At 49.7% G+C, this 25,052-nt stretch carries 22 protein-coding genes; 10 read left to right on the top strand and 12 right to left on the bottom strand.

Annotated elements, in window-relative coordinates:
- Positions 1-152 precede the first annotated feature (152 nt).
- From JIN82_RS14130 to JIN82_RS14120, 3 genes are all read left to right on the top strand, one after another.
- A complete protein-coding gene (locus tag JIN82_RS14130) occupies positions 153-1,808 on the top strand; it encodes a sulfatase-like hydrolase/transferase (RefSeq protein WP_200312309.1) in 1,656 nt (551 codons plus the stop codon).
- Positions 1,809-1,967: 159 nt separating this feature from the next.
- Positions 1,968-3,062, top strand: a complete 1,095-nt coding sequence (locus tag JIN82_RS14125) for an ABC transporter substrate-binding protein (protein ID WP_200312308.1) — start codon at positions 1,968-1,970, stop codon at positions 3,060-3,062.
- A gap of 91 nt (positions 3,063-3,153) precedes the next feature.
- A complete protein-coding gene (locus JIN82_RS14120) occupies positions 3,154-3,930 on the top strand; it encodes a hypothetical protein (protein ID WP_200312307.1) in 777 nt (258 codons plus the stop codon).
- Positions 3,931-4,009: 79 nt separating this feature from the next.
- Here the strand turns inward: JIN82_RS14120 and JIN82_RS14115 are convergent, their stop codons facing one another.
- Positions 4,010-4,939, bottom strand: a complete 930-nt coding sequence (locus JIN82_RS14115) for an AraC family transcriptional regulator (RefSeq protein WP_200312306.1) — start codon at positions 4,937-4,939, stop codon at positions 4,010-4,012.
- Positions 4,940-5,241: 302 nt separating this feature from the next.
- Here JIN82_RS14115 and JIN82_RS14110 point away from each other — a divergent pair, with 302 nt between their 5' ends.
- Genes JIN82_RS14110 through JIN82_RS14100 form a run of 3 tightly spaced genes read left to right on the top strand, consistent with a single transcriptional unit; the run spans position 5,242 to position 8,492 of the window.
- Complete coding sequence (locus JIN82_RS14110; protein ID WP_200312305.1) at positions 5,242-5,988, top strand: outer membrane beta-barrel protein; 747 nt, start codon at positions 5,242-5,244, stop codon at positions 5,986-5,988.
- A gap of 46 nt (positions 5,989-6,034) precedes the next feature.
- Positions 6,035-7,693 (top strand): sulfatase-like hydrolase/transferase, encoded by a 1,659-nt coding sequence (locus JIN82_RS14105; RefSeq protein WP_200312304.1) that lies wholly within the window; start codon positions 6,035-6,037, stop codon positions 7,691-7,693.
- A gap of 52 nt (positions 7,694-7,745) precedes the next feature.
- The gene (locus JIN82_RS14100; RefSeq protein ID WP_200312303.1) at positions 7,746-8,492 is read left to right on the top strand and encodes a hypothetical protein; all 747 of its coding nucleotides are present in this window, start codon (positions 7,746-7,748) and stop codon (positions 8,490-8,492) included.
- Between the two features lie 55 nt (positions 8,493-8,547).
- Here JIN82_RS14100 and JIN82_RS14095 read toward each other — a convergent pair whose 3' ends face one another.
- On the bottom strand, positions 8,548-9,402 hold the full coding sequence (locus tag JIN82_RS14095) for a hypothetical protein (RefSeq protein ID WP_200312302.1): 855 nt from the start codon (positions 9,400-9,402) through the stop codon (positions 8,548-8,550).
- Between the two features lie 342 nt (positions 9,403-9,744).
- Between JIN82_RS14095 and JIN82_RS14090 the strand changes: the two genes are divergently transcribed.
- Complete coding sequence (locus JIN82_RS14090; RefSeq protein ID WP_200312301.1) at positions 9,745-10,926, top strand: serine hydrolase domain-containing protein; 1,182 nt, start codon at positions 9,745-9,747, stop codon at positions 10,924-10,926.
- Between the two features lie 76 nt (positions 10,927-11,002).
- On the opposite strand, the gene JIN82_RS14085 is transcribed toward JIN82_RS14090, so the two are convergent.
- Positions 11,003-12,394 carry a sialate O-acetylesterase gene (locus JIN82_RS14085; RefSeq protein WP_200312300.1) on the bottom strand — a complete coding sequence of 464 codons (1,392 nt, stop codon included), beginning with the start codon at positions 12,392-12,394 and terminating at the stop codon, positions 11,003-11,005.
- A 105-nt stretch (positions 12,395-12,499) separates the two neighbouring features.
- Between JIN82_RS14085 and JIN82_RS14080 the strand changes: the two genes are divergently transcribed.
- The gene (locus JIN82_RS14080) at positions 12,500-13,441 is read left to right on the top strand and encodes a carbohydrate kinase family protein (protein ID WP_200312299.1); all 942 of its coding nucleotides are present in this window, start codon (positions 12,500-12,502) and stop codon (positions 13,439-13,441) included.
- 10 nt (positions 13,442-13,451) lie between these two features.
- Here the strand turns inward: JIN82_RS14080 and JIN82_RS14075 are convergent, their stop codons facing one another.
- The 3 genes from JIN82_RS14075 to JIN82_RS14065 all read right to left on the bottom strand — a co-directional run bounded on the left by JIN82_RS14075 (position 13,452) and on the right by JIN82_RS14065 (position 17,651).
- Positions 13,452-14,852 carry an MFS transporter gene (locus tag JIN82_RS14075; RefSeq protein ID WP_200312298.1) on the bottom strand — a complete coding sequence of 467 codons (1,401 nt, stop codon included), beginning with the start codon at positions 14,850-14,852 and terminating at the stop codon, positions 13,452-13,454.
- Between the two features lie 149 nt (positions 14,853-15,001).
- Positions 15,002-15,718 carry a PEP-CTERM sorting domain-containing protein gene (locus JIN82_RS14070; protein ID WP_234042045.1) on the bottom strand — a complete coding sequence of 239 codons (717 nt, stop codon included), beginning with the start codon at positions 15,716-15,718 and terminating at the stop codon, positions 15,002-15,004.
- A gap of 364 nt (positions 15,719-16,082) precedes the next feature.
- Positions 16,083-17,651 carry a DNA recombination protein RmuC gene (locus JIN82_RS14065; RefSeq protein WP_200312296.1) on the bottom strand — a complete coding sequence of 523 codons (1,569 nt, stop codon included), beginning with the start codon at positions 17,649-17,651 and terminating at the stop codon, positions 16,083-16,085.
- Positions 17,652-17,778: 127 nt separating this feature from the next.
- Between JIN82_RS14065 and JIN82_RS14060 the strand changes: the two genes are divergently transcribed.
- Positions 17,779-18,438: a superoxide dismutase gene (locus tag JIN82_RS14060; protein WP_200312295.1), complete on the top strand. Its 660-nt coding sequence runs from the start codon at positions 17,779-17,781 to the stop codon at positions 18,436-18,438.
- 138 nt (positions 18,439-18,576) lie between these two features.
- Entirely contained in the window at positions 18,577-19,773 is a 1,197-nt protein-coding gene (locus JIN82_RS14055; RefSeq protein WP_200312294.1) for a hypothetical protein, read from the top strand.
- A gap of 15 nt (positions 19,774-19,788) precedes the next feature.
- Here JIN82_RS14055 and JIN82_RS14050 read toward each other — a convergent pair whose 3' ends face one another.
- From JIN82_RS14050 to JIN82_RS14025, 6 genes are read right to left on the bottom strand one after another with little or no spacing between them, the layout of a single operon-like run.
- Complete coding sequence (locus tag JIN82_RS14050; RefSeq protein WP_200312293.1) at positions 19,789-21,039, bottom strand: BatD family protein; 1,251 nt, start codon at positions 21,037-21,039, stop codon at positions 19,789-19,791.
- Complete coding sequence (locus JIN82_RS17335) at positions 21,036-21,641, bottom strand: tetratricopeptide repeat protein (protein ID WP_200312292.1); 606 nt, start codon at positions 21,639-21,641, stop codon at positions 21,036-21,038. Before JIN82_RS17335 ends, JIN82_RS14050 begins: the two co-directional genes overlap by 4 nt.
- Positions 21,638-22,576: a VWA domain-containing protein gene (locus JIN82_RS14040; RefSeq protein ID WP_200312291.1), complete on the bottom strand. Its 939-nt coding sequence runs from the start codon at positions 22,574-22,576 to the stop codon at positions 21,638-21,640. The genes JIN82_RS17335 and JIN82_RS14040 overlap by 4 nt, the downstream gene beginning before the upstream one ends.
- The gene (locus tag JIN82_RS14035) at positions 22,573-23,661 is read right to left on the bottom strand and encodes a vWA domain-containing protein (protein WP_234042044.1); all 1,089 of its coding nucleotides are present in this window, start codon (positions 23,659-23,661) and stop codon (positions 22,573-22,575) included. Before JIN82_RS14035 ends, JIN82_RS14040 begins: the two co-directional genes overlap by 4 nt.
- Positions 23,613-24,113, bottom strand: coding sequence for a DUF4381 domain-containing protein (locus tag JIN82_RS14030; RefSeq protein ID WP_200312290.1), 501 nt, complete (start codon positions 24,111-24,113; stop codon positions 23,613-23,615). The genes JIN82_RS14035 and JIN82_RS14030 overlap by 49 nt, the downstream gene beginning before the upstream one ends.
- Positions 24,110-25,048 (bottom strand): DUF58 domain-containing protein, encoded by a 939-nt coding sequence (locus JIN82_RS14025; RefSeq protein WP_200312289.1) that lies wholly within the window; start codon positions 25,046-25,048, stop codon positions 24,110-24,112. Before JIN82_RS14025 ends, JIN82_RS14030 begins: the two co-directional genes overlap by 4 nt.
- Positions 25,049-25,052: the final 4 nt, after the last annotated feature.

Raw genomic sequence — 25,052 nt, 5'->3', positions numbered from 1 at the left:
CAGCTAGTGGAGAAGTCAGGGTCGTTATCATAAATTCGCAAAAATATCTGTTTGATTAAAACGCTAACAAGCGACACTGTAAAATCCAATTCTTTGGTTGATAGAAATGTATGTTTCCATCGAGCCATTGATTAACAATAAACATTAACGCAATGACAAAACACACATTAACAACAGCTACTGTAGCCTTAGGAATGTCTGCAGGCATACTAACGACAGGTATGGCGGCTGAACTTGCCATCATTCATGATGCTGAACAAAATATTCTCCAAGAAGAATTTGGTGAACAGTGGGCTAAACAAGATGCTGAAATTTCTAAAAAACTAGCTGAGCTAGAAAAGAAACACGGTAAAAAGCCTAACATTATCCACATCATGTGGGATGATACTTCATTTGGTGAAGTGGGAATTCCGGTTTTTAACAAGATTCGTGGGTTTGATACTCCAGTTCTCAATAAAATGGGACAAGAAGGCATTACTTTCACTCGCATGTATACCGAGCCATCTTGTACGCCTACACGCGCAGCGGCTCTCACAGGTCGACTGGCAGTTCGCAGTGGTATGTACACAGTAGCGTTCCCCCCAGAGGGCTCTGGTCTACCAGCTGAAGAAGTGACTATCGCCGAAGTGCTCTCTGAGGCTGGTTATAGCACCGCATTTTTCGCCAAAGCTCACCAAGGTGACATTGAGGAAGCGTACATGCACAACCAAGGCTTCGACGAAGCACAATTTTCACTCTACAATCAGTTCCCACCGATCTTTTGGCACCGTACTGGTGAAGCGGGCGCTATGACCAATGGCTACACACCAGAGATGACCGAGAAAAAGTACCTCGTTGATTCTACTTGGCGTCCCTACGGCTACATCATGGATATTGAAGGGAAAAAAGGTGAGCAAGCGCGTGAAACATTGCCAACCACTCTTGAAGGCACACTGGAGAACTACCGTAAACTCATCGAGATCCATCAAGAGAAGGCGCTCGACTTCATTAAACGCAAAGCTAATGACGATAAGCCATTTTACCTAGCTTATTGGCCACATGTCTACGATCTCAATACCCAAGGTCAGGAGATCACTACAAGTAACAGTACACCATTTGCTCAGAACATGGAGCGTCTAGATCGCCATATCGGTGAAATTCTAGAGGAACTTGAAAAGCAAGGCATTGCCGAAAATACTCTAGTGATCGCAATGGCTGACAACGGTCCAATGACCGAAGCGCCAGGAGCTATGTATCCTAACGTATTCAATGGAGGTAAAGGTGACTATCGTGAAGGTGGTGTTCGTGTTGCCGCATTCGCACAGTGGCCAGGCGTGATTGAACCTGGCACCATTGTTGGGGATATCTTTGCAGTGCATGATTTGTTCACAACCTTCGCAAACCTCGCTGGAGCGAAAGAGCACATTCCTACCGACCGAATTATCGACGGTATCGACCAAACTGCAGTACTGCTATACGGAGACGGTCAGAGCCGTCGTGATTATTATCACATCTATACAGGTCCAATTCACGCAGCTACCATTAAGCAGCAATTCAAGCGTGTTTGGCTCGGCGGACGTCCAGGTCTGGTGAAAAATGATTTCTACAATCTGTATCAGGATCCACGTGAAGAGCGCGGAATGATGGCTCAAATGCTTTGGGCATGGGGACCATTTGATATGGTGAAGAAACGTCATGACCAAATGAACGAGAAGTACCCATTCACACCAACTCGTCACGGAGTTCCATTCACAGGTATTACTAACCTGCGCCCTGAGAGTATCCAATATCAGGAAACTGTCCGCAAAACCATGGAGACAGGTAAGTAAGTAGTAATCTCTCACCTCTCAAAATAGGGCTCAGTTCTCTTTAGAGCCCTTATTTAGATCAATCTATCTAAATTCTATACTAAGGATAGCTCCAGATGTGAGCTATCCTTAGTTTTTCTCTCTTTTATTTCACTCTCCACTCCTACCTAACTAATCGTCATGTATCGTCGTCATTTCCTCAGCCTACTCGGGCTGTCAGCCGCGCTCTCCCCTAACATCCTCAGAGCATCTAATAGTACCAAATCAAAGATGAAGCTTAAAATTGCTGGCTATGATTTTGATCGGGTGGCCGCTTTAGCTGAAGGTAAAGTGAGCATTGATGGCTGTGATTACAGCTTTGAGCGTGGGCGAATCGGTGAGATGAATACCGACGTCTTCTCTGGTAAGGCCTCCAGAGAGGTAACCGAAATCGGCTTACATCCATTCATGTTAGCCTATGCGAATGAAGGCTTCAGAGATTATACTTTATTACCTATATTTCCCGTTAGAACCTTTCGACACAAGAGTATTTTCATTCGTACGGATGCTGGCATCAAGAAACCTGAAGACCTCAAGGGTAGGCGCATTGCCACGCCCGGTTTTTCATCCACTTCGCTAACTTGGATTCGCGGAATCTTACAACATCAATATGGAATTTCCCCACAAGACGTTGAATGGGTAGTCTCCTCAAAAGACTCATCCGCCGGAGCTACTGGTACAGTTTCAAAACAAGAGCTCATGATTCCTGATGGGCTCAAAGTTGCTAGTGGGCCAGAGGGCAAAGATGAATCTCAAATGCTTGTGGATGGAGATGTCGATGCTCTTTTCCACGCCGTAGAGCCGCAGGCCTATATCGATGGAAACCCTCTCGTCTCCAGATTATTTCCAGATTTCCGGGCCACCGAGCAAGCCTACTTTAAAGAAACCGGTATCTTTCCAATCATGCATGCAGTGGCTATCAAGAAGTCACTGATCAATGCTCAGCCATGGCTCGCACAAGCAATCTTTGATGCCTACTGCGAATCAAAAACTCTATGTTTGAACCACTTGAAGGAGAATGCTTGGATTTTTAATTCTCTGCCTTGGGCCAATCAAGAAGTAGAAAATACTATCGACCTTATGGGTGAGAATTGGTGGCCATACGGAATTGAGCCAAACAAGAAAACGCTCAATGCCCTGTTCCAATACTCTCACGAACAGGGATTAGCTAAGCATAAGCTAGAAATCGACCAGCTGTTTCACCCGGCTTCGTTAAGTCTATCAGAAAAGGTCTAATGAGTGACTACATCACACACTCTCTCTGGTGATTTTTTCTCCCCCCATCTCTAATCATCATTAACACACAAAACAACACACACTAACAACAATGAAAAAGTCCATTTTTTCTCTATTATCGCTCCTTAGCCTCTGCTCTCCTAGCTATGCCCAGAGCGATGATCTAGCGGCAGCGGCGCAGAACCCGCTAGCCTCAATGATCAGTCTACCATTTCAAAATAATACGACTTTTGGTAATCGAGGTGGTGACGTCAGTAACTCGCTGAACATCCAGCCTGTGCTACCATTTACGCTATCCGAGGACTGGAACTTGATCACACGCACCATTCTACCTGTGGTAAGCGCGCCAGATCCCGTTGGCAGCGGCAATATCAATGGGCTAGGCGACACATCATTTACCGGCTGGTTCTCACCCCAAGAGCCCGTTAACTACATCACCTGGGGAGTAGGCCCAACTCTCTACATGCCGACAGCAACTAACAACCTAGGCCTCGACCAATGGGGTGGCGGCATCTCAGCTGTCGGTGTCTACATCAAAGACAAATGGGTAGCTGGTGGACTTGCCAGCAACACTTGGGGCTTTGATGATACCGACCAACTCAATAGCTTCTACTCACAAATCTTTGTAAACTACAACATGGACAACGGCTGGTACCTAGTCTCAGCTCCCATCATCACGGCTAACTGGAATGCCGACTCTAGCGATCGCTGGGTGGTACCTATTGGCGGCGGTATCGGTAAAATCATGCGCTGGGGCAAGCAACCAGTGAACCTAAACGCGCAGATCTACTACAATATCGAAAAGCCTGAAGACTACGGTGATTACACCTTCCGTCTACAGTTGCAGTTCATGTTCCCTAAGTCATAGATCTTGCCATTTCTAGATCCAAAAATAGCCGTCAGCCCCCCAGCAGACTAAAGCCGAGCGGCACGCTGCTCTAAGCCAGCTAGGCCCCATGTCGCTCAGCTAGTGTCTGTGATGGCAGCTCACCAAAAAACTGTCTGTAGCTGGCGGAAAATTTCCCCAAATGCTTAAACCCCCACGCTGAGGCTACCGCGGCGACGCCTCCATGCGCTCCGTCCATTCTCAGCAGCTCACGCCTAACTTGCGCCATTCGATAAGCAATCGAGTAGGCTTTTGGCCCCAGCTGATAGTGATCTCTAAATGCATACTCCAGCGTGCGTACACTCACTCCCAGCTCAGTACTCAGCTCACAGATATTCAGTTTGTGCCCACCCATCTGCTCGATAGATTCCGTCGCCGCTAGTACCAGTTTTTGCCTTCTACCAGCTCGCAGAGAAACAAGGTCTTGCCCCTCTATGCAGGCGCCAAACAGCGCTGTCATCATTTCACTCTCTAACCAGCCAGTCTGAGCTGGCGCTAGCTCCTCACCACGCAAGGCATAAGAAAATGTCTGCCTCAGCTGGTTCATTGCTCTATCTGAACATTCAAATACCTCCTGGCGCTTCAGCCGCTGCTGATCTAGCAAAGAAAAATTCTTGTCTAAATAAGCATCAAAATACGCCTCTGGCACAGACACCGTCATCACGTGAAACCCCGGCTCAGACACAGCATACAACTCGCCATTTTGTGGAAACAAGAGCACTTTGTTAGCCTCAACAGAGTGGCCCCGCCATGAAAAAGGCGACTCTGGATTCAGAGAGAAACCAAATGTCCGGTAGCCAACTGGCGATCCACCACGTTGTTCTAGCTTACGTGAAAACTGGCCGCGAGTCATTAACAAGCGAGCAAGCGCCGCTTGCTCTATGGTAGCAGCAAGCCCGCCTTTTTCTAACTGCATGAAATCCAAATCCCAAGCACAGACTTTCTCACGTAGAGAATCAACGCATTGAGCATCAACTCTCAGCCTAGACATAGATATTTCTCTGCTACCGTTTTTTACTAGCTTGCTCATGATTTGCCTATAATCTGATCGATAATTCTAGCCATGTGAGACGAGCCCCGAGCAAACGTTGGTATTCGCGATAATCCCCTATGAACAAAATATTTATAAGCCCTCTATCCCTTTTTCGCAAACTGCAAAACGACTCCGTTTGACTATCACGTCATCAGTTATAAATAAAAACAGCTCACCTAACTAACTAGCCAATGGCAACACAAACTACTCTCACAAAAAAATTGCTCCCTCTAGCGGCCCTCAGCAGCCTCGCTCTAACTATGACATCTAGCGTACTAGCTGGAGAAAATTACTCAGTCTCCGATGATATAACCATCGCCACAGCTCCACCTGCTGACCAATGGGAATTCTCGATTTCTCCATATCTTCTCATGGCAGGCTTAGAAGGAACGGTTGGGCTCGGCGGTCAAAACATTGGCGTTGATGCCGCCTTTAGCGACATCGCTGATAAATTAGAAATCGGCGGAGCTGCCTACTTTGAGGCACGTAAAGGCAAATGGGGATTTGCATTAGACGGCCTCTGGCTCAAGCTCAAAGGCAATGCTGACTTACCTACACCTGGTCCGGTTTTAGAAAGCTCAGAACTCACTCTAGAGACAGTTCGCGCCAAAGCGCTTGCTTACTACCGCTTCTACGATAAGCAAACAACAAGCATCGATGCCTACGGTGGCATCAGCTACAACTATGTTGATACTCAGCTAGAGCTCAATGGCCTAGCTAACATCGAACAACGTAATACTGAAGGCTGGTTTGATCCTGTGATTGGCCTTCGTATTAGCCACCAGCTCAGCGAAAAATGGTTTCTCCGAGCGGTTGGAGAAGTTGGCGGTTTTGGCGTTTCTTCAGACTTCAACTGGGAAGCCATGGCATTGCTAGGCTACAGCATCAACGACTGCTGGGACCTTGGCCTAGCCTATCGTGGCATTGGCATCGACTATTCTGAAGACGACTTTGTCTACGACGTCACCATGAGCGGACCAATGCTCGGCGTCACCTATTCTTGGTAAACAAGCTTATCCAGCTGAAACATTTTCACATAACAAACAACGTAACATGAAACACCACTCCCTATTCAAATACCTAGCTCCCATCGGCGTCATCGCCGCGGGCATCATCTCAGCTCACGCTGAAGAAAAACCTATCATTCACGACGGTGAATTCGAATTTGTCAAAAAACAGCACGCACAAAAATGGGCGGCTCAAGATAAAGAGATCGAAGCCAAACTAGCTAACATCAGAGAAAAGAATGACGGCAAACGACCTAACATTCTCTACGTTCTCATCGATGATGTGAGCTTTGGGCAAATGGGCAACCGCGCCATGAACTACGTCATGGGCATCAAGACGCCGAGCATCAACAAGTTTGCTAACGAAGGCATGTCGCTGATGCGCATGTACACCGAGCCATCATGCACACCTACTCGCGCTGCCTTCCTCACGGGACGCTACGCGGTGCGCTCTGGCATCAAAGAGGTCAAAGTGGCCTTAGTGGGCGAAGGCCTACCAGAAAATGAAGTGACGATTGCTGAGGTGCTCAAACAAGCTGGCTACAATACGGCGCACGTCGGCAAGTGGCACCAAGGAGACATCGAGCAAGCTTACCCGCACAATCAAGGTTTTGACTACGCGGTTTTCCCGCTGCACCAGCAAGTGCAGCTGTCTCTAATGACTAAAGAATGTGCCGATGCTAACAACATGTTTGGCTTTGCACCACACACGCAAACATCCGAGTTTGACCTCGATAGCAAATTCCGTCCAACAGGCCTAGTCACTGGTGTGGAAGCGGTAGCTGGCGGCAAAGCCAAAGAAGTAGACCTGCAGCCGGGAGAAGAATGGACGCAAGATCATTACGTCAAAATGAACTACCGCTACCAGAAGCAAACTCTCGATCAGCTAGATAAGTTAGCCAAAGAAGACAAACCATTCTTCCTGCAATACTGGCCGCTGTGGCCGCTCAACTTCGTCAATGACGGCGAGGAAAATACCACGCTCAATGGTGGCTTCCACGCTGAGAAACTACAGAAGATTGACGATTTCCTCGGCGAAATTTTCACCAAGGTGGACGAGCTCGGCATCAGCGACAATACCATCGTCGTGCTCATGGCGGACAACGGGTTGATGTACCACTACGCGGGCACCTCCGGTCTATCAGAGTTGATCTATCGTGGCGGCAAAACTAACCACCTCGAAGGCGGCGTGCGCGTCGATGCCTTTGTCCGCTGGCCCGGCGTCGTAGAAGCTGGCTCTGCCGCTGGCGATATGGTTTTTGTATCCGACCTCTTCACCACCTTTGCTAGAGTGGCTCAAGCTACCGACTACATCCCACGCGACCGCGTGATTGATGGCATTGACCAAACTGCCCTGTTGCTAGAAGGCGAACACAACGGACGCCGCGACTACGTCTACATCTACGAAAATGATCTATTACGCTCAGTGGTAAAGAACGAGTTCAAGATGCACCTTCCTGCGCCTGGCGTGCCTGGAGCAGCGGCACCTGTGTACAACCTGTACCGTGATCCACGTGAGGAGAACTCCCACATCGGTATGGCTCTGTGGTCTGGCGCCAGCTTCCAAGACATGGTCAAGCGCCACATGATGACGATTAAAAAATACCCACACAACAAGCTGGGCAAAGGCGCTCCCTACGAGGGCATCGAGAACCTGCGCCCAGAATCTATCGAGGCAGTGAAAACATTCACTTCTTGGCAATAAGCTAATCTAACTATGGAGTCAGATCCAGCTGGATCTGGCTCCATTTTTCATCATGCAAAGATCACTGCTAACATCCCTACTTACGCTTTCACTCGCCCCCGCCCAGCTGGCTCTAGCGGAAAGCTCAGAAGCGGAAAACCCTAGCAACCCGCTATCAAAATCACGCAATACAGATGTGCGCTGGCAGTACCTCAGCCTCGAGTCTGGCGATCACATCAATGACTATTTTATCGACGGCGCGTTCATGGCTAACGACAAGCTGAAGATCAAATACGAACTCCACTATTGGGAAACCAATACCACCGGCAAACATGCCTCAGGCTGGGAGTCCATGACGCTCAAGGCGATCTACTTTGGCCAAGATGGCAAATGGGGAGAAACTGGCTACCGCATGGCTGCAGGACTCGACTGGATCATTGACTTTGGCGATCAAAGCAAGGGCATTGGCAGCGGCTCAGACCAGCTAGCTCCATTCCTCGGTATCTCGATGAATCTACCTAGCAATACTAGCCTCATTCCATTGGTTCAGCACTTCACCAGCTACAGCGGTGATGACGTCAATACCACTGCATTTCGCCTCATCGCGCTGCAGCCATTGCCACAAAAAATGTGGGCCAAGCTGGATGCTAAGTTGCCCATCGAGTGGGATAACAACCAGCACATGCCAGCCACTGCTGAGCTCCAGCTAGGCAGACATGTCAGCGAAAAAGCCGCAGTGTATTGCGATTTGTTAGTTGGCCTCGGCTCAGACCGACCTTACGACTGGGGCGGCGGCATTGGCATTCGCTTTAAATACTAAAAAAAAACATCCAGCTAGCTAGACGTCTAGCTGGCTGGATGATGCTCACACCAAGCTATTCTGCTTGTGGTGGTGGGGAGAACTTTTTCAAATGCTCGCTCACTGAAACGGAAGGTCTAGCCTCTCTTTGTGGGCGGGCGGATGCAGGTAAATTAGCGCCGTGATGTGGTTTCACATCAATTCTAGCAGAGCGTACTTGTGCTGCGTGCGCACGTGCCATGGCTGCCTGCTGAGCCCCTGTGAGCGGGCGAACTTGCGCCGTCGTCTGCGAGGCAAGTGGGCGTGACGGTGAGCTTTCTACATTGATCGCCTGAGTTCCTGTCAAGCTAGACAGGTCAGCTGACTCTCCTTGTTCGGCGCGTGCTTTAGATGCACTTAAAAACTGTTCTAGCAAACTTTGGCCACCTGCAGCTTCGGCTGGTTTTTCTTCCTCAGCAGCTGGCTTTTCTTCCTCGACAACCGGTTTCGCCACTTCAGCTACTGGTTTCACTTCCTCGACAACCGGTTTCGCCACTTCAGCTACTGGTTTCACTTCCTCGACAACCGGTTTCGCCACTTCAGCTACTGGTTTCACTTGCTCGACAACCGGTTGCGCCACTTCAGCTACTGGCTTCACTTCCTCGACAACTGGTTTCACCACTTCAGCTACTGGCGGATTTTCTACCTTCGCTGGTGCTTCTGCAGCAGGTTGGATGACAGCTTTGGCTTCCGCTACTACTGCCGCTTGCTCACTCGCTTGAGCTGCCTGAGCAGCCTCCTGCTTGCTCTTTTTCCATTGCCGGATTTGCTCCTCAAAGCTCAAGCCAATTGCATTGGCTTGTTCTTCCGGCGTGCTGACACGCTCCCTCGCTGCGATCAACGCATCGCGGTGAGCTTGTTCTTGATCATTGGCACTTTCCAGCTGATTCATGGTCGTTCTCTTTGTCTGTTTAATTTATCTAACTTAGCATTAGATTCTTATAGAATCACGGGGCAGCAGGGGAAATTTCCGGAGGTTTCAACGGGGGGTGCTACTAAGGGAAAACAACTGGTTTCGGGTGACCGCGGATTTTCCATTTAGGCATCCACATATAATGCAAAATGATCGATTTGTACACCCCTCAATAAAGCTAATGCATTAAACACGCGTTCCGTCGGACAAGTTAACCGTGTTAAATTAGACAAACTTCACGTTACCATAAGCATCAATTACCTCGCCAGATCCATAGTACTAGATACAACTAGTTAATCTTATACAAGTCATACACATCTCATGAAACATCCAACGCTGCTCTCCATTGCCATCATTCTCATTCAGTCACTATGCCCAGCTGAAGAAAGCAATGGTCTAGCTCCAGAGCTTACCGACCTCAATGCAGCGGATATTTCCCACGCCAAGGAGGCCAAGATCCCCTATCTAGAAAAAGCCTTCATCAGCAGCCAGCCGAAGGACATGAATGATGGCATTGCCGTCGGCCAACTCGGCGTCGACGGTGGCAACAAGGACATGATTCTAAAGTATGCCCATGAGATTGCCGCAGGTGACCACGATACTACGGATAGCTTGCTTATTTATCAAAATGGCAAATTGCTCTTTGAATCCTACTACCGTCGTGGCCGCGCCAACTACCCACACTATCAGATGTCCATCACCAAGTCATACACCGCTCTGGCGCTCGGTCGCGCCATCCAGCTGGGGCATTTTTCCATGCAGGACATCGACAAACCCGTCGTTGATTTACTCAGCGAAATCGACCGCAGCCAGCTGGCTGAAGGAGCCGACAAGATCACCCTCGCCCAGGCCATGAACATGCACTCAGGCATCCGCGTAGATAAAAAATCCGCCGCAGCCACCGTGCGCAAAAACCCAGAAAAACTCCGTGGCCAAGGGCAAATCCAAACTTACCTCGAGCTCACCGAGCCCATCCAGCCAGGCCAGCAAGAATACAAATACCAAGGCGCCGACCCGTCCATCACCATGCAAGTCGTCGAAGCTAGCGTGCCCGGCAGCGCCAATGAATTCATTCAATCCGAGCTACTTGGCAAACTCGGCATCACCACATTCAGCTGGCAACAAGACCTCAGCGGACTGCCCAAATCCGCCGCCGGCAGTAGCATGCGCTCACGCGACATGCTCAAATTTGGCATGCTCATCCTCAACCAGGGCAAATGGAATGGCCAGCAGCTCATCCCCGCTGAATTTATCAAACAAGCCACCAGCCGCATCCATACCAACCCCAGCGGCGCCGCCCATTACGGCTACTTCTGGTGGGGGTCAGACATGCAAGTTGGCGACAAAACCTACAACTGCATCTCCGGTCGCGGCGCCGGTGGCCAGTTCATCCTCATCCTGCCTGAGCTCGACCTCATCATCGTCACCACCGCCCATAACAAAGGCATGGGCAAAATGCTCGCCTCCACACCAAAAAACATCCTGCCTGCATTCATCAAATAATCCCATCAACCCACAAAGCTCACCAGCTGGAAACAATAATACTCCAACTTGTTAGACTTGATCTTATTTCAAATCGCTACCTAGCAGGTTTGTTATCATCAGTCATGAATGATGAGGCAGGTAAGCCTGCGGCATTGATCAGGCTGAGCTCAGCATCGGGTGATGGCTTGCGAAATAGGTAGCGAACATTAGCTGGCTCAGTAATCGACTCGTTAGACACAACCACCGTATCACCAACAATTTCAGCTAGAGCTGGCTGATAGTTGCCATCTGGCCCAGCAATCTCAAAAAACTTCAGCTGCTTCTCTCCTGACTTATTTTTTAACCCACCGCCAACATGTTTAAAGCTGAGAATCGCCTTGCCGTCGGCGTATTTCACCTCATCTAGCAGCGGACCGCTGTAGACGATATCTTTGCCGTAATCATTAGCCAATGCCCACAGCGCTAGCCGCTGGCCAGCTGGCTCTTTGTTGTCGGGATGCAAGCTCGGGCCGTAATCGTAAAAGACAGCCATGCCGGTGTTAGGCGACAAATCTAGAGCGCGGCGCATGCGATCTCGCAGCCACGGCCACTCGGCATCCACGGGCGTTTCCTGGGTAGGCACCTGCACGTAGTAGAAGGGAAAATCGCGTTTTGCCCCACCTGCTTTCACGGCCCATAGATCGCGCCACGTCTTAATGTGAAATGCTAACAACCTATCATATTCCCAGCCCGTTTTTGCTTTAGCATTGCGCTCCCCCTGATACCAGATCACGCCACGCATAGCGACGGGGATGATGTCGGCAATTTTATCCTCAAACTGCACGCCGGGATTGCGGATTTCATGCACGTCGTTCCAGCCAGCTGGGATCCCTAACTCTTGGCGAATCTCTTCGGCTTTTTCTTTTGGCATCCACGCCTGGATGGGAGTCGCTGAGTTATAACGCTGAAGCAAACCTACTGGCACATCGAGCTGCTGATAGAGCTCGTAGGCAAAGTAAAAGGCCACCGCAGAGATCTGGCTTTGCGACCGCTCATTGAGCTCACGCCACCCCTGACGAGTGAGGAATCGCAGCCCGCTGACGTCGCTCTCAAACACCGCCGGATCCATGCGCCGGCCCTTTTGTTCATTGAAACGCCCAGCCATGTTCGACTGCCCGCTACATAACCAAACTTCTCCCACAACAACGTTTTTCAAGGTAATGGTATTACTACCAGCGACTCGCAAATCTGCCCCCACTTTGCTGCTTTCTAATGGTTCAAATTTTACCTTCCAATTGCCCTCAGCATCGGCTTGGGTAGCCAATGTCTGGCCAGCAAAACTGACCTCGACCTTTTCATCCGCATCAGCGGTGCCCCAAATTGGAACAGGCATGTCGCGCTGCAGGACCATATGATCTGCAAAGATCGGTGCCAACTTCACATCGGCAAAAAGACTGCCTAGTGACGACAAGTAACTGATTATCAATAGCGTTTTTTTCATCTTCATGTAAATTCGTATTGGTCATCCTCGCCATTGTGAGCTAACAATGCAAGTTACATTTCCCCATGTCGCACCAATGACATGTCTTCACCCATTATAACTAAAACGATTATGCATAAAAGCGACCATCAGCTAACCATCGCCGCCATTGGAGAAGTCCTCTGGGACGTCTATCACGACCAGCGGACTTTTGGCGGTGCACCTGCTAACTTTGCCTGCCACGCCAGCGCACTCGGTGCCCACAGCTACCTCATCAGCTCAGTAGGCAGCGATGCCCTTGGCCAACAAGCATGCCAATTCCTCAACGAACATCACGTCCAGCTAGATGGCGTGCACTGCGACACTCAGCACCCTACGGGCCAAGTACAAATCTCCCTAGATAACGACGGCGTGGCCAGCTATGAATTTGCCAACAATGTAGCCTGGGATCACATCCAGCTAGACGCTAACATCATCAAAATAGCCAGCCAGCTAGATGCCGTTTGTTTTGGTTCGCTCGCCCAGAGGAGCGAGAAATCAGCCGCAGCCATCTTTGAGTTTCTCTCATTCACACCAAAGCATTGTATGAAATTGTTTGATGTGAACTTGCGACAAGATTTTTATAACAAAGAGGTAATTCAAAAATCACTAGATGCCTGTAATGCCATCAAACTCAACCTCGAGGAATTAGAAATACTCGCCAAAATGCTCAAAATCAGAGGCAACATGGAAGACTTCATGCTCACCATTATGCGCCGCAATGATCTGCAATTTGCCATCCTAACTGGGGGTGCTGATGGAGCCTGGCTCTTTGAGCGTACAAGCTACAATTTCAGCCGCGCAGACCAATCAGTCGAAGTGGTCAGTACCGTTGGCGCCGGGGATTCATTCACCGCCACCGCCGTCATCGCACGCCTGCGAGGACTCGAGCTCGTCGAATCCAACAGACTAGCTAACAAAGTTGCAGGCTACGTGTGCGGCCAAAAAGCCGCAGTGCCAATCATCCCAGCTGAGCTCATCGAGCCACTCACCACTACGAGCCCACTAGCTGAGCCAGCCACTCCAGCTAGCTGAAAAAGTTAAACTAACTCTCACGCAGCTGGTTGCGTTCGTCAATTTGCCGTCTCACCTCACAGCTGGCTGATTGCGAATGTCTGAATTTCACCAACACAAAACCAGCTAGCGTGATGCCTATCAAAGGCACAATCAACTCCAGCCACTTCATCTTTGTTAGTGCTGCGGCTAATTGATCTGCAGGCATCTCAGCATCATAAGCGACAATTCCCAGAATCCACGCCACCGCTAACGACGCGAGGCCAGTCATCAGCTTAATAGGCAGAAAATAAGCCCAATAGTGCATCGCCTCAGCGCGTCTATCATGGCGCAAATCATCTTCATCACATAAGTCTGCTAGAATTGAAGTGCCTACCAGATAAAAACACACCATGCCAACCGAAATCAGCACCAAGGGCAATAACTGCAAGTACGGCATCGCTGGCTGATAACAGAAGAAGCGGATCAGCAAGCCAATAGTCATCAGCAGCATAGATCCCAGCATCAACTGTCTTTTATCCAAAAATTTAGCAAAGAACAACAAGGGGATAATGGCTAACAAACCAGAAATTGACCACGCACTGCCAAAGATACCTATCGTTCCCATTGCCTTTTGCGCATCGCCAGCAAACAAATTATGAAAATTGAGATAATAGGTGAGCATGGCTGTCACCGAAAATCCAAAAGAAAGCAAGCCCGAGATGATAGCTAACTGCCACATCCTAGCATGCTTGAGAACAAGCGCCAGATGACGCCAAAACGAGATTCTCGGCTGACGACTAACTGCTGGAAATTGTGGTTCAGGTACCGTGCGTGTACACCAGAGTAGAATACCGGCAAATACCAATGCTGACACCAATGCGCTATAGGCCATCTGCTCGGGCGGTACTTGGCTAGCATTCGCGGCCTGTCCAATGCCCAAACCTAGCAGCATAGGAGCTAACCAAGCAATCAGACCATTGCCCAAACTAGCAATCGCAAAGACCTTGGTCCGTTCACGGTAGTCCGTCGAAATTTCCAGCTGTAAAGCACCCGCCATCACCTGCACACCTCCCGTGGCTATAGCGATGACACATACCAGTAACATCTTGGAAAATATGCCAGGAACCCACCAGATGGCGGCAAAAGCAATCAAACCTAGCAGGCCTAAATTTCTAATTAGAGGCATTCTTCTCCCCTGCCCCTGACGACGATTATCAGAAATATAGGCCACTAGGATAGGAGCTAGGGCCTCAGCTAGTCGGGGAACTAACATCAGGAGACCTAAAGTTAACGCTGAGCTAGCTACTGTCAGGCTATTCACGCTATTAGTGATTAGCTGGCCCCAGTTGCTTTGCATGGCAGCATAGCCACCACTGAGCATGCCTATGCTCAGCATTTGTAAAATTGTTAGCCTGCGTATAACCGGCGCTGCATTAGATTCTTCCTGCATGAAATTAGATAGCTCATAGCTAGCTGAAAATACCCAACCGAGCTAGCTCAACCAAGGATATACAAAACAGGTTAACTAACAATTACAAATCAGAGAAAATAAGCCCACCTCGATGAGAAGGTGGGCTTAGAAAATAAACTAGGATAAGCTTATGCGCGTCTGCGGCGCATCACTCCAACTACTCCAGCCAGACTGAGCAACAATACAGATGAAGGCTCAGGAATACTAATGGTGATGCCATTGATGCCGATAGCTCCGCCATAACCATCCTTTTGAATGGCAAAATTCACGTCGTCACCGAGGGCCGATAAATCAAAATCCTTTATCACTAACTGACCTGAATAGTCCTCCATCCCTTCGAGATTAAAACTCTCACTTGCGAGCCAATTGCCATCACCATCGGCAAAACCATAAGTGATAGAATCGTTAGGACCAAAAGCCCCAGACATGGTAAAGAAATCAATGGTAATGTTAACTGGCTGACTGCCAATCAAACTCATATCCATATTGGTCATCATCATGGCGTTATTGGCTAAGCCTACAGCGTAATTCCCTGCAGCATTCTGGGTATTATGAAACTTAAAGTGACCATTCTCACCACTGCCATTAATAAAGCCCAAAGAATCAGAGTATGAATTAGACGCTACAAAACTCCAGCCGTTATAAGTCTGTCCATTATCTAGCACTGAGTCTCCAAGTGTCACCGAGTTATTATCAGAAGGCAGGCTGCCTCCGGCGAATATGATCCAATCAGGATGAGTAAAATCCTCATCAACAATGGTGACTGCCGCCTCTGTATGGGTGCTACAAAGCGCTATCATGCCGAGTGAGAACGCGGTCAATTTCATGTTATCTATCATCTTCATTGGGTTATATATATGTTGAATTTCATGGGGATATGATTTTCATTACACGTTGTTTAATAACCCTATAATCTATATGACATTCATTTTGCTTGCGCGAGCAGGATTTGGCAGCGCAAAAGGTTTTTTCTAAATCTATCAGATAACAGAACCCCACCACATTCCTCACAAGATATGTGAAGTAGTTCACATCTAACCTGTTATACTGATCAATCAATCAAATTGATTGTTTGCCAGCTAGATAAATCTAACTTGTTCGTTTTAGATGATATGACAAAATTTATATCTCAAAAATTGCATGCCATAAAAAAACCGGCGGGAACCCCCCACCGGCTTTTGTAAAATGGTTTGAAATGACTAGCAGCCCTTAGTTAGCTGTTTCCAGCTCTTCTTCAGGCTGAGCTTCTTGGTCAGCTGGTAGAGCGGTGAACCCCTCGATACCGCTCTCCAAATCATCGGCAGAGAAGGAATCAAAGTCCACTGAGCTAGAGGCTTCGATCTCCTCAGGAGTGATAGCAAAATCTCCGCCTTCTGGAGGCATCAGCGCGGCGTCAGACTGCATGTATTCAGACTTCAGCGTGCGCGGCAGCGTTTCTATTGGGCTAGCTTCTGGCAGGCTCTGCGATTCAGCTGCCGCACCTAGAACTTCAAATCTGCGAGCGCTAGAATAGACACGAGATTCTAACGAACCAACTGCTTTGTTATAATCACCAACCGCTGAGTTCAAGCTGCGGCCAAGTTTTTGCACGTGACCACCAAAGGCACTAAGTCGCTTGTACAGCTCCTGGCCAACGCTAGAAATCTCTTTAGCATTTTCTGTTAATGCCTCCTGACGCCAGCCATAAGCAGCGGCGCGCAGTAGCGCAATCAATGTTGTAGGAGTTGCTAGAATAACACCTTGGTCGACGCCTTTTTCTATCAAGCTAGGATCTTGTGCTAGAGCGGCTGAGAAGAATGCTTCGCTAGGCAGGAAGAGCACAACAAACTCAGGAGTTTGTTCAAACTGCTCCTGATAGTTTTTGCTACCCAGCTGGTTGATGTGGGTATTGACCTGACGAGCATGGCGAATGAGCTCAGCTTCGCGCTGGCCATCGTCCTCAGCTTCAACGGCGCTAAGGTAGGCATCCATTGGTGCTTTGGAGTCGACAATGATCTGCTGTCCAGCAGGTAGGCGGACGATCATGTCTGGGCGCAGGCGCTTGCCATCTTCATCTGTCGTTGATGTTTGTGTTTCAAAATCACAGTACTCCTGCATGCCAGCCATCTCCACTACACGGCGCAGCTGCATTTCCCCCCACTGCCCACGACCGGTAGGCTGACGCAGTGCACTTACTAACTTATTGGTTTCTTGAGCCAGCCCACGTTGGGTTTGAGCCATGTACTGCACTTGTTCTTTGATCGCGGCATAGGCGCCTTCGCGGGATTTTTCTAGCTGGCTGATCTGGCCACACACTTTATTGAGTGATTCAGCCACTGGCTTCACCATCTGCTCCATGGCGACACGGCGTTGATCTAACTCACCCACTGCCTGCTGCTGCTGATTTTGTAATGTTTTGCCCGCGAGCTGAAGGAATTGCTCTTGGCTAGATCTCAGAGCATCTGCGGAAAGCGCTTTGAAGGCATCACTAAAGCGAGCCTCTGCACTGTCTAGCAATGCTTGTTTTTCCTCTGCAGACCTGATTACTTCACGCAGCTGAGTTTCTAGCTCAGTCTTGCTGTTCATGAGATCTTGCTCCTTGGCGCGCAGTTCTTGGAGCTCGTCATTGCTCAGCTTCAACCTCTGATCTAGATCTCTAGCCCTAGCCGTTTCTGAGTCAAGACGTTCATCGCCAATCATCTCAGCGGCTTTAATTCGTGGTGAATAAATTCCCCACATAATGCTACCGCCGAGGATAGCTCCAAAAACGAGGGCAATGATATTAAATATGTTATCCATAGTCTCTATTTGATGACAAAAGTTGTTACTTGCGAAGTCGGCTAAACGTATCCATATTCAGCTCGACGCGGCACGGAAGGTATAACTTTCCATGCCAAATGACAACCATTCAAAAAACAATAACAACATGGCCCACGAACTTCCCGAGTTAGGCTACGCCTACGACGCCCTAGAGCCGCACATTGACGCGCGCACCATGGAGATACACCACAGCAAGCACCACGCTACCTACGTAGCTGGCTTAAACGCTGCTGTAGAAGGTAATGCCGACCTCGACGGCATCACTGTAAAAACGCTTATCACAAACCTCGACAAAATCCCAGAGGCTATCCGTACTCCTGTTCGTAACCACGGTGGTGGTCATTTCAACCACAGCCTTTTCTGGAAAGTCATCTCACCTGGCGGTGCTGCTGAACCTACTGGCGAGCTGCTAGACGCCATCGTGCGTGACTTCGGCTCACTCGACGAACTCAAAGCTGAGTTCGCCAAAGCAGCTGCTACACGCTTCGGCTCAGGCTGGGCATGGCTGTGTGTTAACGACGACAAGAAGCTCGTTGTTACTTCTACACCTAACCAAGACAACCCGCTGATGGGTGCCGCTGCAGATACCTGCGGATGCAAACCAATCCTCGGCCTCGACGTGTGGGAACACGCCTACTACCTCAACTATCAGAACCGTCGCCCAGACTACATCGGCGCATTCTGGAATGTGGTAAACTGGGACGTAGTTGCTGAAAGCTACGGTTCAGCTAAGTGCTGCGGCGGTGGCTGCGGTTGCTCTCACTAACACTTCTAGTTAGTCATTTTCTAATTTACTCAGCGCTCACCGGTTTTCGGTGAGCGCTTTTTTTTGTAATGACGGATATTAATTAATCGTTTAATGTGTCTGGCATCCCCGTAGCTAGAAACCCAATCCATCAGACACATGTTGCGTCCTACTCTTTTTACTCTACTCGGGCTGACCATACCAGCTGCCGCTATCGATATCGTCATCGACTACACCTACGACACCACTAACTTCTTCGATACCCAAGAAAAACGCGACGCCATCGAGGCTGTTGCCGACTTCTACGGAGAAATTATCACCGACGAACTCGCAGCGATTGATCCAAGCTTATTTCCTAGCTACATCTGGCGCATCACCTTTGCAGATCCACTTACCGGAGATTCCATCGTTCTAGAAAATCCATCCATCCCAGCTAACACCATCATCATCTATGTGGGAGGAAAAGACCTAGATGGCTCCACAGCCGGACAAGCCAGCACCGGCAGCATCGCCTACCATAATGTGGAATCATGGAAAAAACACATCTTCGGCCGCGGCAAACCTGGAGCTGAAATCACCACCTCATCGCTACGCACCGAGTACGCACCATGGGGAGGCATTGTCATGTTTGATACGATCAAGCCAGATTCCACTCCGCGTGAGTGGAACTTTTCACTGAGCCAAAACCAGACGGGCTCAGAGTTTGTCACCATCGCCATCCACGAAATTGGCCACGTGCTAGGTCTAGGATCAGCAGACTCATGGGACAATCTTATCAGCAACGGTGTATTCAATGGACCAGCTGCTAGCAATAGCTATGGCAGTGCGCCTCCAGCTGATTATGGCCACTTCGGCAGCGGAACTAACAGCTCATTATTTGGCGTCTTCTCAGCCACTCACGGTCAAAGTCGTCCGGCAATCATGAATTCCTCAACCACTGATACGGGCTCAAATTTTGATGTCATCACAGATTTAGATCTAGCAGCATTGGTAGATATTGGCTGGAAAATTAGCCCGCCAGAATCATGGTCTATCAATTCGCTAAACCCAACTGAAGCCTCATTTAGCTGGAATTCCGTGTCTTTCAAATCCTACCAAATGAAGCGCAGTCAAGATCTAGTGACCTTCCCAGCTGGCAGCTCAGTATTCAACGGCAATGCCCAGAGCCAAAGCTGGACCGACCCCGCCCCTCTGCAAGACAAAGCATTCTATCAATTTGAAGTAGCTGACCTCATCTTTGCTCAGCCGTCTAATCTAGCTGTAGCTAGATCCCTCAATAATGCAGAAGATGAGAACTCAGGCGAAATCGTCACCAAGCCAGCGAGAGAGGTAAACAACTGCTGCGCCGGACACTAAGTACATCGGCATGAATCAAGGGTTCAGCGCTTGCAAATCTTGCTGCTGAGCTCGACGGTTTTTTTCTGGTTGATTGCGGAAATGCTCAAGCGCCTCTGCCAGCTGGCTGCCATTCCAGCTGGTGGATTTGCCTCCGTATAAACATTCGCACAGCTCGTCGTGCGCCATTTCCAGCTGGCTATCATCACGCCAGCTAGGAGAAAATTTCACCCAATCTAGCCAGACCTGATAGGCCTCATCCGCCTGATCATTTCGGCACGCTAAAATCAATGCTCTAGCAGCTTCGTCTTCTAAATCGCGACGCGCGTTCTGCCAATCATGATAGGTTTTCTGCAGCTCACGGCGGAAGAAAAATCCCCCACCAGCCGCAACAAGCAACAGCACCGCAGCTGGCCAGTACTTCCACAGTCCAGAGACTTCAACCATACCTGCTAGCTCGCTCTCGGCTAATGACTGCCCCGTCACCTTCACCGTCACTCCTGCTAGAGATTTACTCTGCCAGCTATTTGAGCTCGGGTCCCACCAACGGAAATTCAGCTCAGGCAATTCATAGCTTCCGCCGTGGCTGAATTGGTATTTCACCACATCCACCCGCGAGCCGCTCAACTCACCGCGGTCTACCTTATCGCCCACCTCAGCTGGTGATTGATAGATTCTCACCCCAGCCATCTCAGCTGGCTCCACAGGTGGCATCATCATCGCCGGCACACCAGCTGATTTTCTCTCAATGCGACGTTCTATCAATTCACCTGAGTTCAGCTCGATGACATCACTGCCGTCAGCTGACCACGTCTGGCTGATCGATAAATTCTCGCTAACAAGAACAAATTCGCCAGCATTGGCGCCATCTGGTCGGTTGCTAACAAATTTCGCTGGGTCTGTTTGCCCCGTCAATTTCTTGGCATCGCCCGTGTACCCTTGCTTCGCCTCAAAGCTGACTTTCACCGCTGGGAGCTCAAGCTGACCGCTTTGCTGCGTGAAGAGCTCGTAATCGTGATGCTGAACAAAATATTCCACGCCATCGCGCGTTTCGCTAGAAACCACTGGGCTGCCCATTTTTACCACCACGCTTTTGGGCAAATCTGCGATTTGAATATTCGCGACACCAACAAAACTGCCTGGCGAATAGAGTGTCACAGCGAAAGGTAATCCTTCACCAACCCAAACCTCTGATTTTTTTAGTTCCAGCTTAGCGACTTCATCGGCACTCGCCACAGAAGCTAACAAACAAACTAGCCCGCTAGAAAACCATAACCTAACACTCATTTTACCTGCTCCTTTCCACTTGCAGGTTTACTCGTGCCCATTGCGTGTTGATAGGCAAATTTGGACTTCAAAAACTGTGCGGGTTTAGTCTGCACTTTACGCATCCATAGCGCTTGCACCTCAGCGTCAGTCATCTCCTTGCCAGCCTCCTGCTGTTCATCATCGCTGCCCTTACCTTTGTTGTTATCAAAGACGTATTCATCTGCCTCCAGCTTGCCATCAGTCATCTCGCCACCCTCTTTCTTGTTCAGCCTAGCACGCGCCTCAGCGACTTCTAAATTCACTTGGGCGTCATGCCAATCTGGCTTCAGCTCGAGAGCCCGTTGGTAGCGCTCGGCAGCAGATTCATACTTACCTAACATCACCAGACAATTACCTCGGTTATATTCACCTGCGGCGCTAGGAACCCTAGCAAATGACTGCTCGGCAGCCTCAAACTCGCCCGCGCGAAATAAAGCTTCTCCCTTGCGCATTGGATCAATGAACTGCTCAGCAGCCTGCTGAAAATCACCTTTTTTCATCATCCGCTGGCCAGCTTGCTCAGGGGTAAACCACCAGCTAGTCGCCAACGTGAACCCAACAATAATGCTTGTAAATTTCACCCTTCCACCTCCTCACTTTCGATGTCTTTTTCACGCCAAAACGCTAACAAACTCAGCAAACAAATCGGCCAGACTAGATACCAACCCGCTTCAGACCAACGAATCGATTCATTTTCCCCAGCCGCTGATACGGGTGGTTTTGCGCTCGTCTTGACTAACTTTTTCACCTCACCGCCTGCTGGGTCGAAATACTCCAGCTCAGCTGCCAATGCTTTAGCTGCCGCCTCTAATGACTCCGCCTCTGGTGTGTCTTGGCGCGCAATCGCGAGGATGAAAATCGACAACTTGGACGATTTGACAAACTCTTTCATCGCCACTAACTGAGTCGTATCCACCGTATCTGCAATGATCACCACTGAGCCACTCGCCTGACCTAAAGTATTATCCGCTAACTGGATAGCAGCTAACAAATCGTCACCTTCAGCTGGCATGATCGCTGGGCTAATTTCCGCCGCCATGTCCGCCACCACATCCGTATCGCGGGTAGCTGGTAGAACCAAATGAGACGAGCCCGCATAGGCAATCAAACCGAGTGGCTGGCCAGCTCGCGCGCTAGCAAAGTCACGCGCCTTGAGCCGAGCTAACTCCATCCGCGACGGTGATAGATCAGTGAGATCCATCGTCTTATCAGCCTTCAGCAAAAGCATCACAGCCGCGGTATCTTGTGAAAATGGCGTTGGCTCAGGTTTCCATGTTGGACCCGCAATGGCTACCACCATCAGCAACCAAACCAGAGCTAACAACATCCGATAGCGCAGACGAAATCCGTCATTACCCATCGTTACCGCTTGTAGCAACTCTGCGTCCATCACCCGCCGCCATGGTCTCAGCGGATCGTCCAGCTGGCTCAGTAGCCACCAAACAACAGCCGCGACAGGCAACAGCAAAAAGAACCACGGACGGATAAAATGAAAAGCTAATGCGCTATCTATCATGATTTTACCTCCAAATCAAAATTCACCGGACTGACGTGCAGGCGCACATCCTCAGCAGGCTCGAAAACATGACGTCGGCTCCGCCATAGCTGAATGGCTCTATCTAGCAAGCTGATCAAAAATGCCGCTAACAAAGGCCAATAAAAGAGATCGATACGCGGACGGTAACTTTCTACTTTCACCTCGCGTGTCTCAATTTCATCTAACTTCGTGTAAATATTTTGCAGCTCGCTGTGGTTGAGAGCGAGGAAAAACTCACCCTGCGTTTCAGCCGCGACTTGTTTGAGCGAATCAACATCGAGCTTCTCTTCTCCAACAGTCTCAGGGTCACCCATAGCCACTGTGTAAATAGTGATATCACGATCGCGGGCGACTTTTGCCGCTTCTACTGGCGGCACTTGGCTGGCGGTATCATTGCCGTCCGTCAGCGCAATGATCGTCTTCGCTGGCGCTTCGCTTTGATCAAATAAATGGACGCCAAGCCCAATCGCATCACCTAAGGTAGTTTTTGGCCCAGCCATGCGCACTTCAGTTTCTTCTAGCAGCTGGTGGCATAACTGTAAGTCAGTGGTAAAGGGGGCCTGCAAAAACGCTCCATTACCAAAGACAACTAGCCCAACTCGGTCACCATCTCGCTTGAGCAAAAAATCACCCAATACTTCTTTCACCGCAGTCAGCCTGTCTACTTGTTCACCCGCTGAATTGGTAAAATCTTTCTGCTCCATCGAACCTGATAGATCGACTAAAAGTAACAAATCGCGCGATGGCAGCTCACGGCTCACTGGCGGATCCAGCCACTGCGGACGAGCCAGCGAGGTAATAATTAGCAAATAAACTACCATCTTGATGGCCAAGGGCACAGTGCGCTGGCGAGCTCGTGTAAACTTAGACTGCTCATCTAATGATTGTTGCACACGATACAAAAATGGCACACGTAATACTGGCCGTTGAATACGCCGCGGTGGCACCAAAAACCATATTAACAATGGTAGAGGGGCTAGGAGAAAAATCCAGCTATGGGCAAAAACAAACATCTCTAATTCTTTGGCGTTGGAGGTGAATAGGCACGGTGGCCAGAGATCCATTGACGGCTATAATCTAGCATTTCATGGCTAACTTCCTTTTGCTGTCTAGCATACAGTCCCTCGCGCATTGCCTGCGCTAGCAGCTCAGGCATTGGCTCAGAATATTTATCGTCTAACCAACCCACCCAGCCGTCACCACTCAGCGCAGCTACTTGCTCGCGTGGGTATGTCGTCAGTGCACAGCGTTTGAAAATCTCAGCCAGCTGGGGCACACTCAGTCCATTGGCAGAATTTGCAGCAGCTTCCACTTCAGCGAGAGCGGCTCGGCGAAATGCATTCGCCCGCCATTTTTGCCAAAACTTCCAGCTAACTACACCCGCTAACAACATAACGATGGCAATCACGACGTACCATGCAGGTGCCAGCGGCCACCACGATACTGGGTCGGAGACCACGATATCACGCAGTCTATCAAGATCACCCAACTGCTCGTCTGTTAATGCTTCACTCATACTCGTCGCCCCAGTGCTTTCATCACCTGCTCGGTCACTGAGTCGTGAGTGCAGATAGGTAAAATAGGGATTTTGATCGCTTTCAGATTGTTTTTCAGTTCGGCAATTCTGGATTCAAATGCCAGCTGGAATCGCTGATGGAATGTAGTTTCATCGGGAATGATCACCCGCTGCGTACCATCACTCACTTCCATCTGCGGACCACGCGGCAGCTGGATGCCTAGCGGATCATATACCAGAGCTGCTAGAACGTCATTATGGCTAGCTAGCTTGGTAGCAATGCGGCGAGTGTCCTCATCATCACCCTCATAGTCCGTGATCAAGATGAGCAAATGGTCGTGCTTTGCTAGCCGAGAGGCGCGTCGCAGGGCCGTATTCAGCTGGCTACTTGGTGCCGTATCACTTTGCGCCTCGCTACTTAGTTTTTTATTCATGCGCACCAGCTCGTGGCAGATTCTCAGCACATTAGCGCGGCTACGTTGTGGTTTGATTTCCACCTTCTCGTCGTCGCCAAAGATCACCGCGCCCACACGGTCGCCTCCAGCTAAGGTAGCCCACGCTGCTAGAGCGGCTAGCTTGGCGCCAGCGCGCGCTTTGCTGCTATGGCGGCTGCCAAAAAGCATATTACTGCGCATATCAACCGCCAAAATCACTGGTCGCTCGCGCTCTTCGCTATACACTCTAACTTGCGGTTTCTTCAGTCTAGCCGTAGCTCGCCAATCCATCGTGCGAATATCGTCACCGGGCCGATACGCTCGCAATTCCTCAAAGCTCAAGCCACGTCCACGAAGGCGCGAGGCATGGCGGCCACTGAGTAGACTGCTGACCGGCTGACGCGGCAATAGGGAGATTTTACGCCCCTGGTACTGCAGCTCTACCAGCTCGTCAAAGCTGGCATAAACACGGCTAGATTCCTCTGTAGAGTGATGTTTCATTAAT

It is taken from the genome of Persicirhabdus sediminis, from assembly GCF_016595495.1.
Classification (GTDB): domain Bacteria; phylum Verrucomicrobiota; class Verrucomicrobiia; order Verrucomicrobiales; family Akkermansiaceae; genus Persicirhabdus; species Persicirhabdus sediminis.
This window is presented reverse-complemented; position numbering and strand designations above follow the sequence as displayed.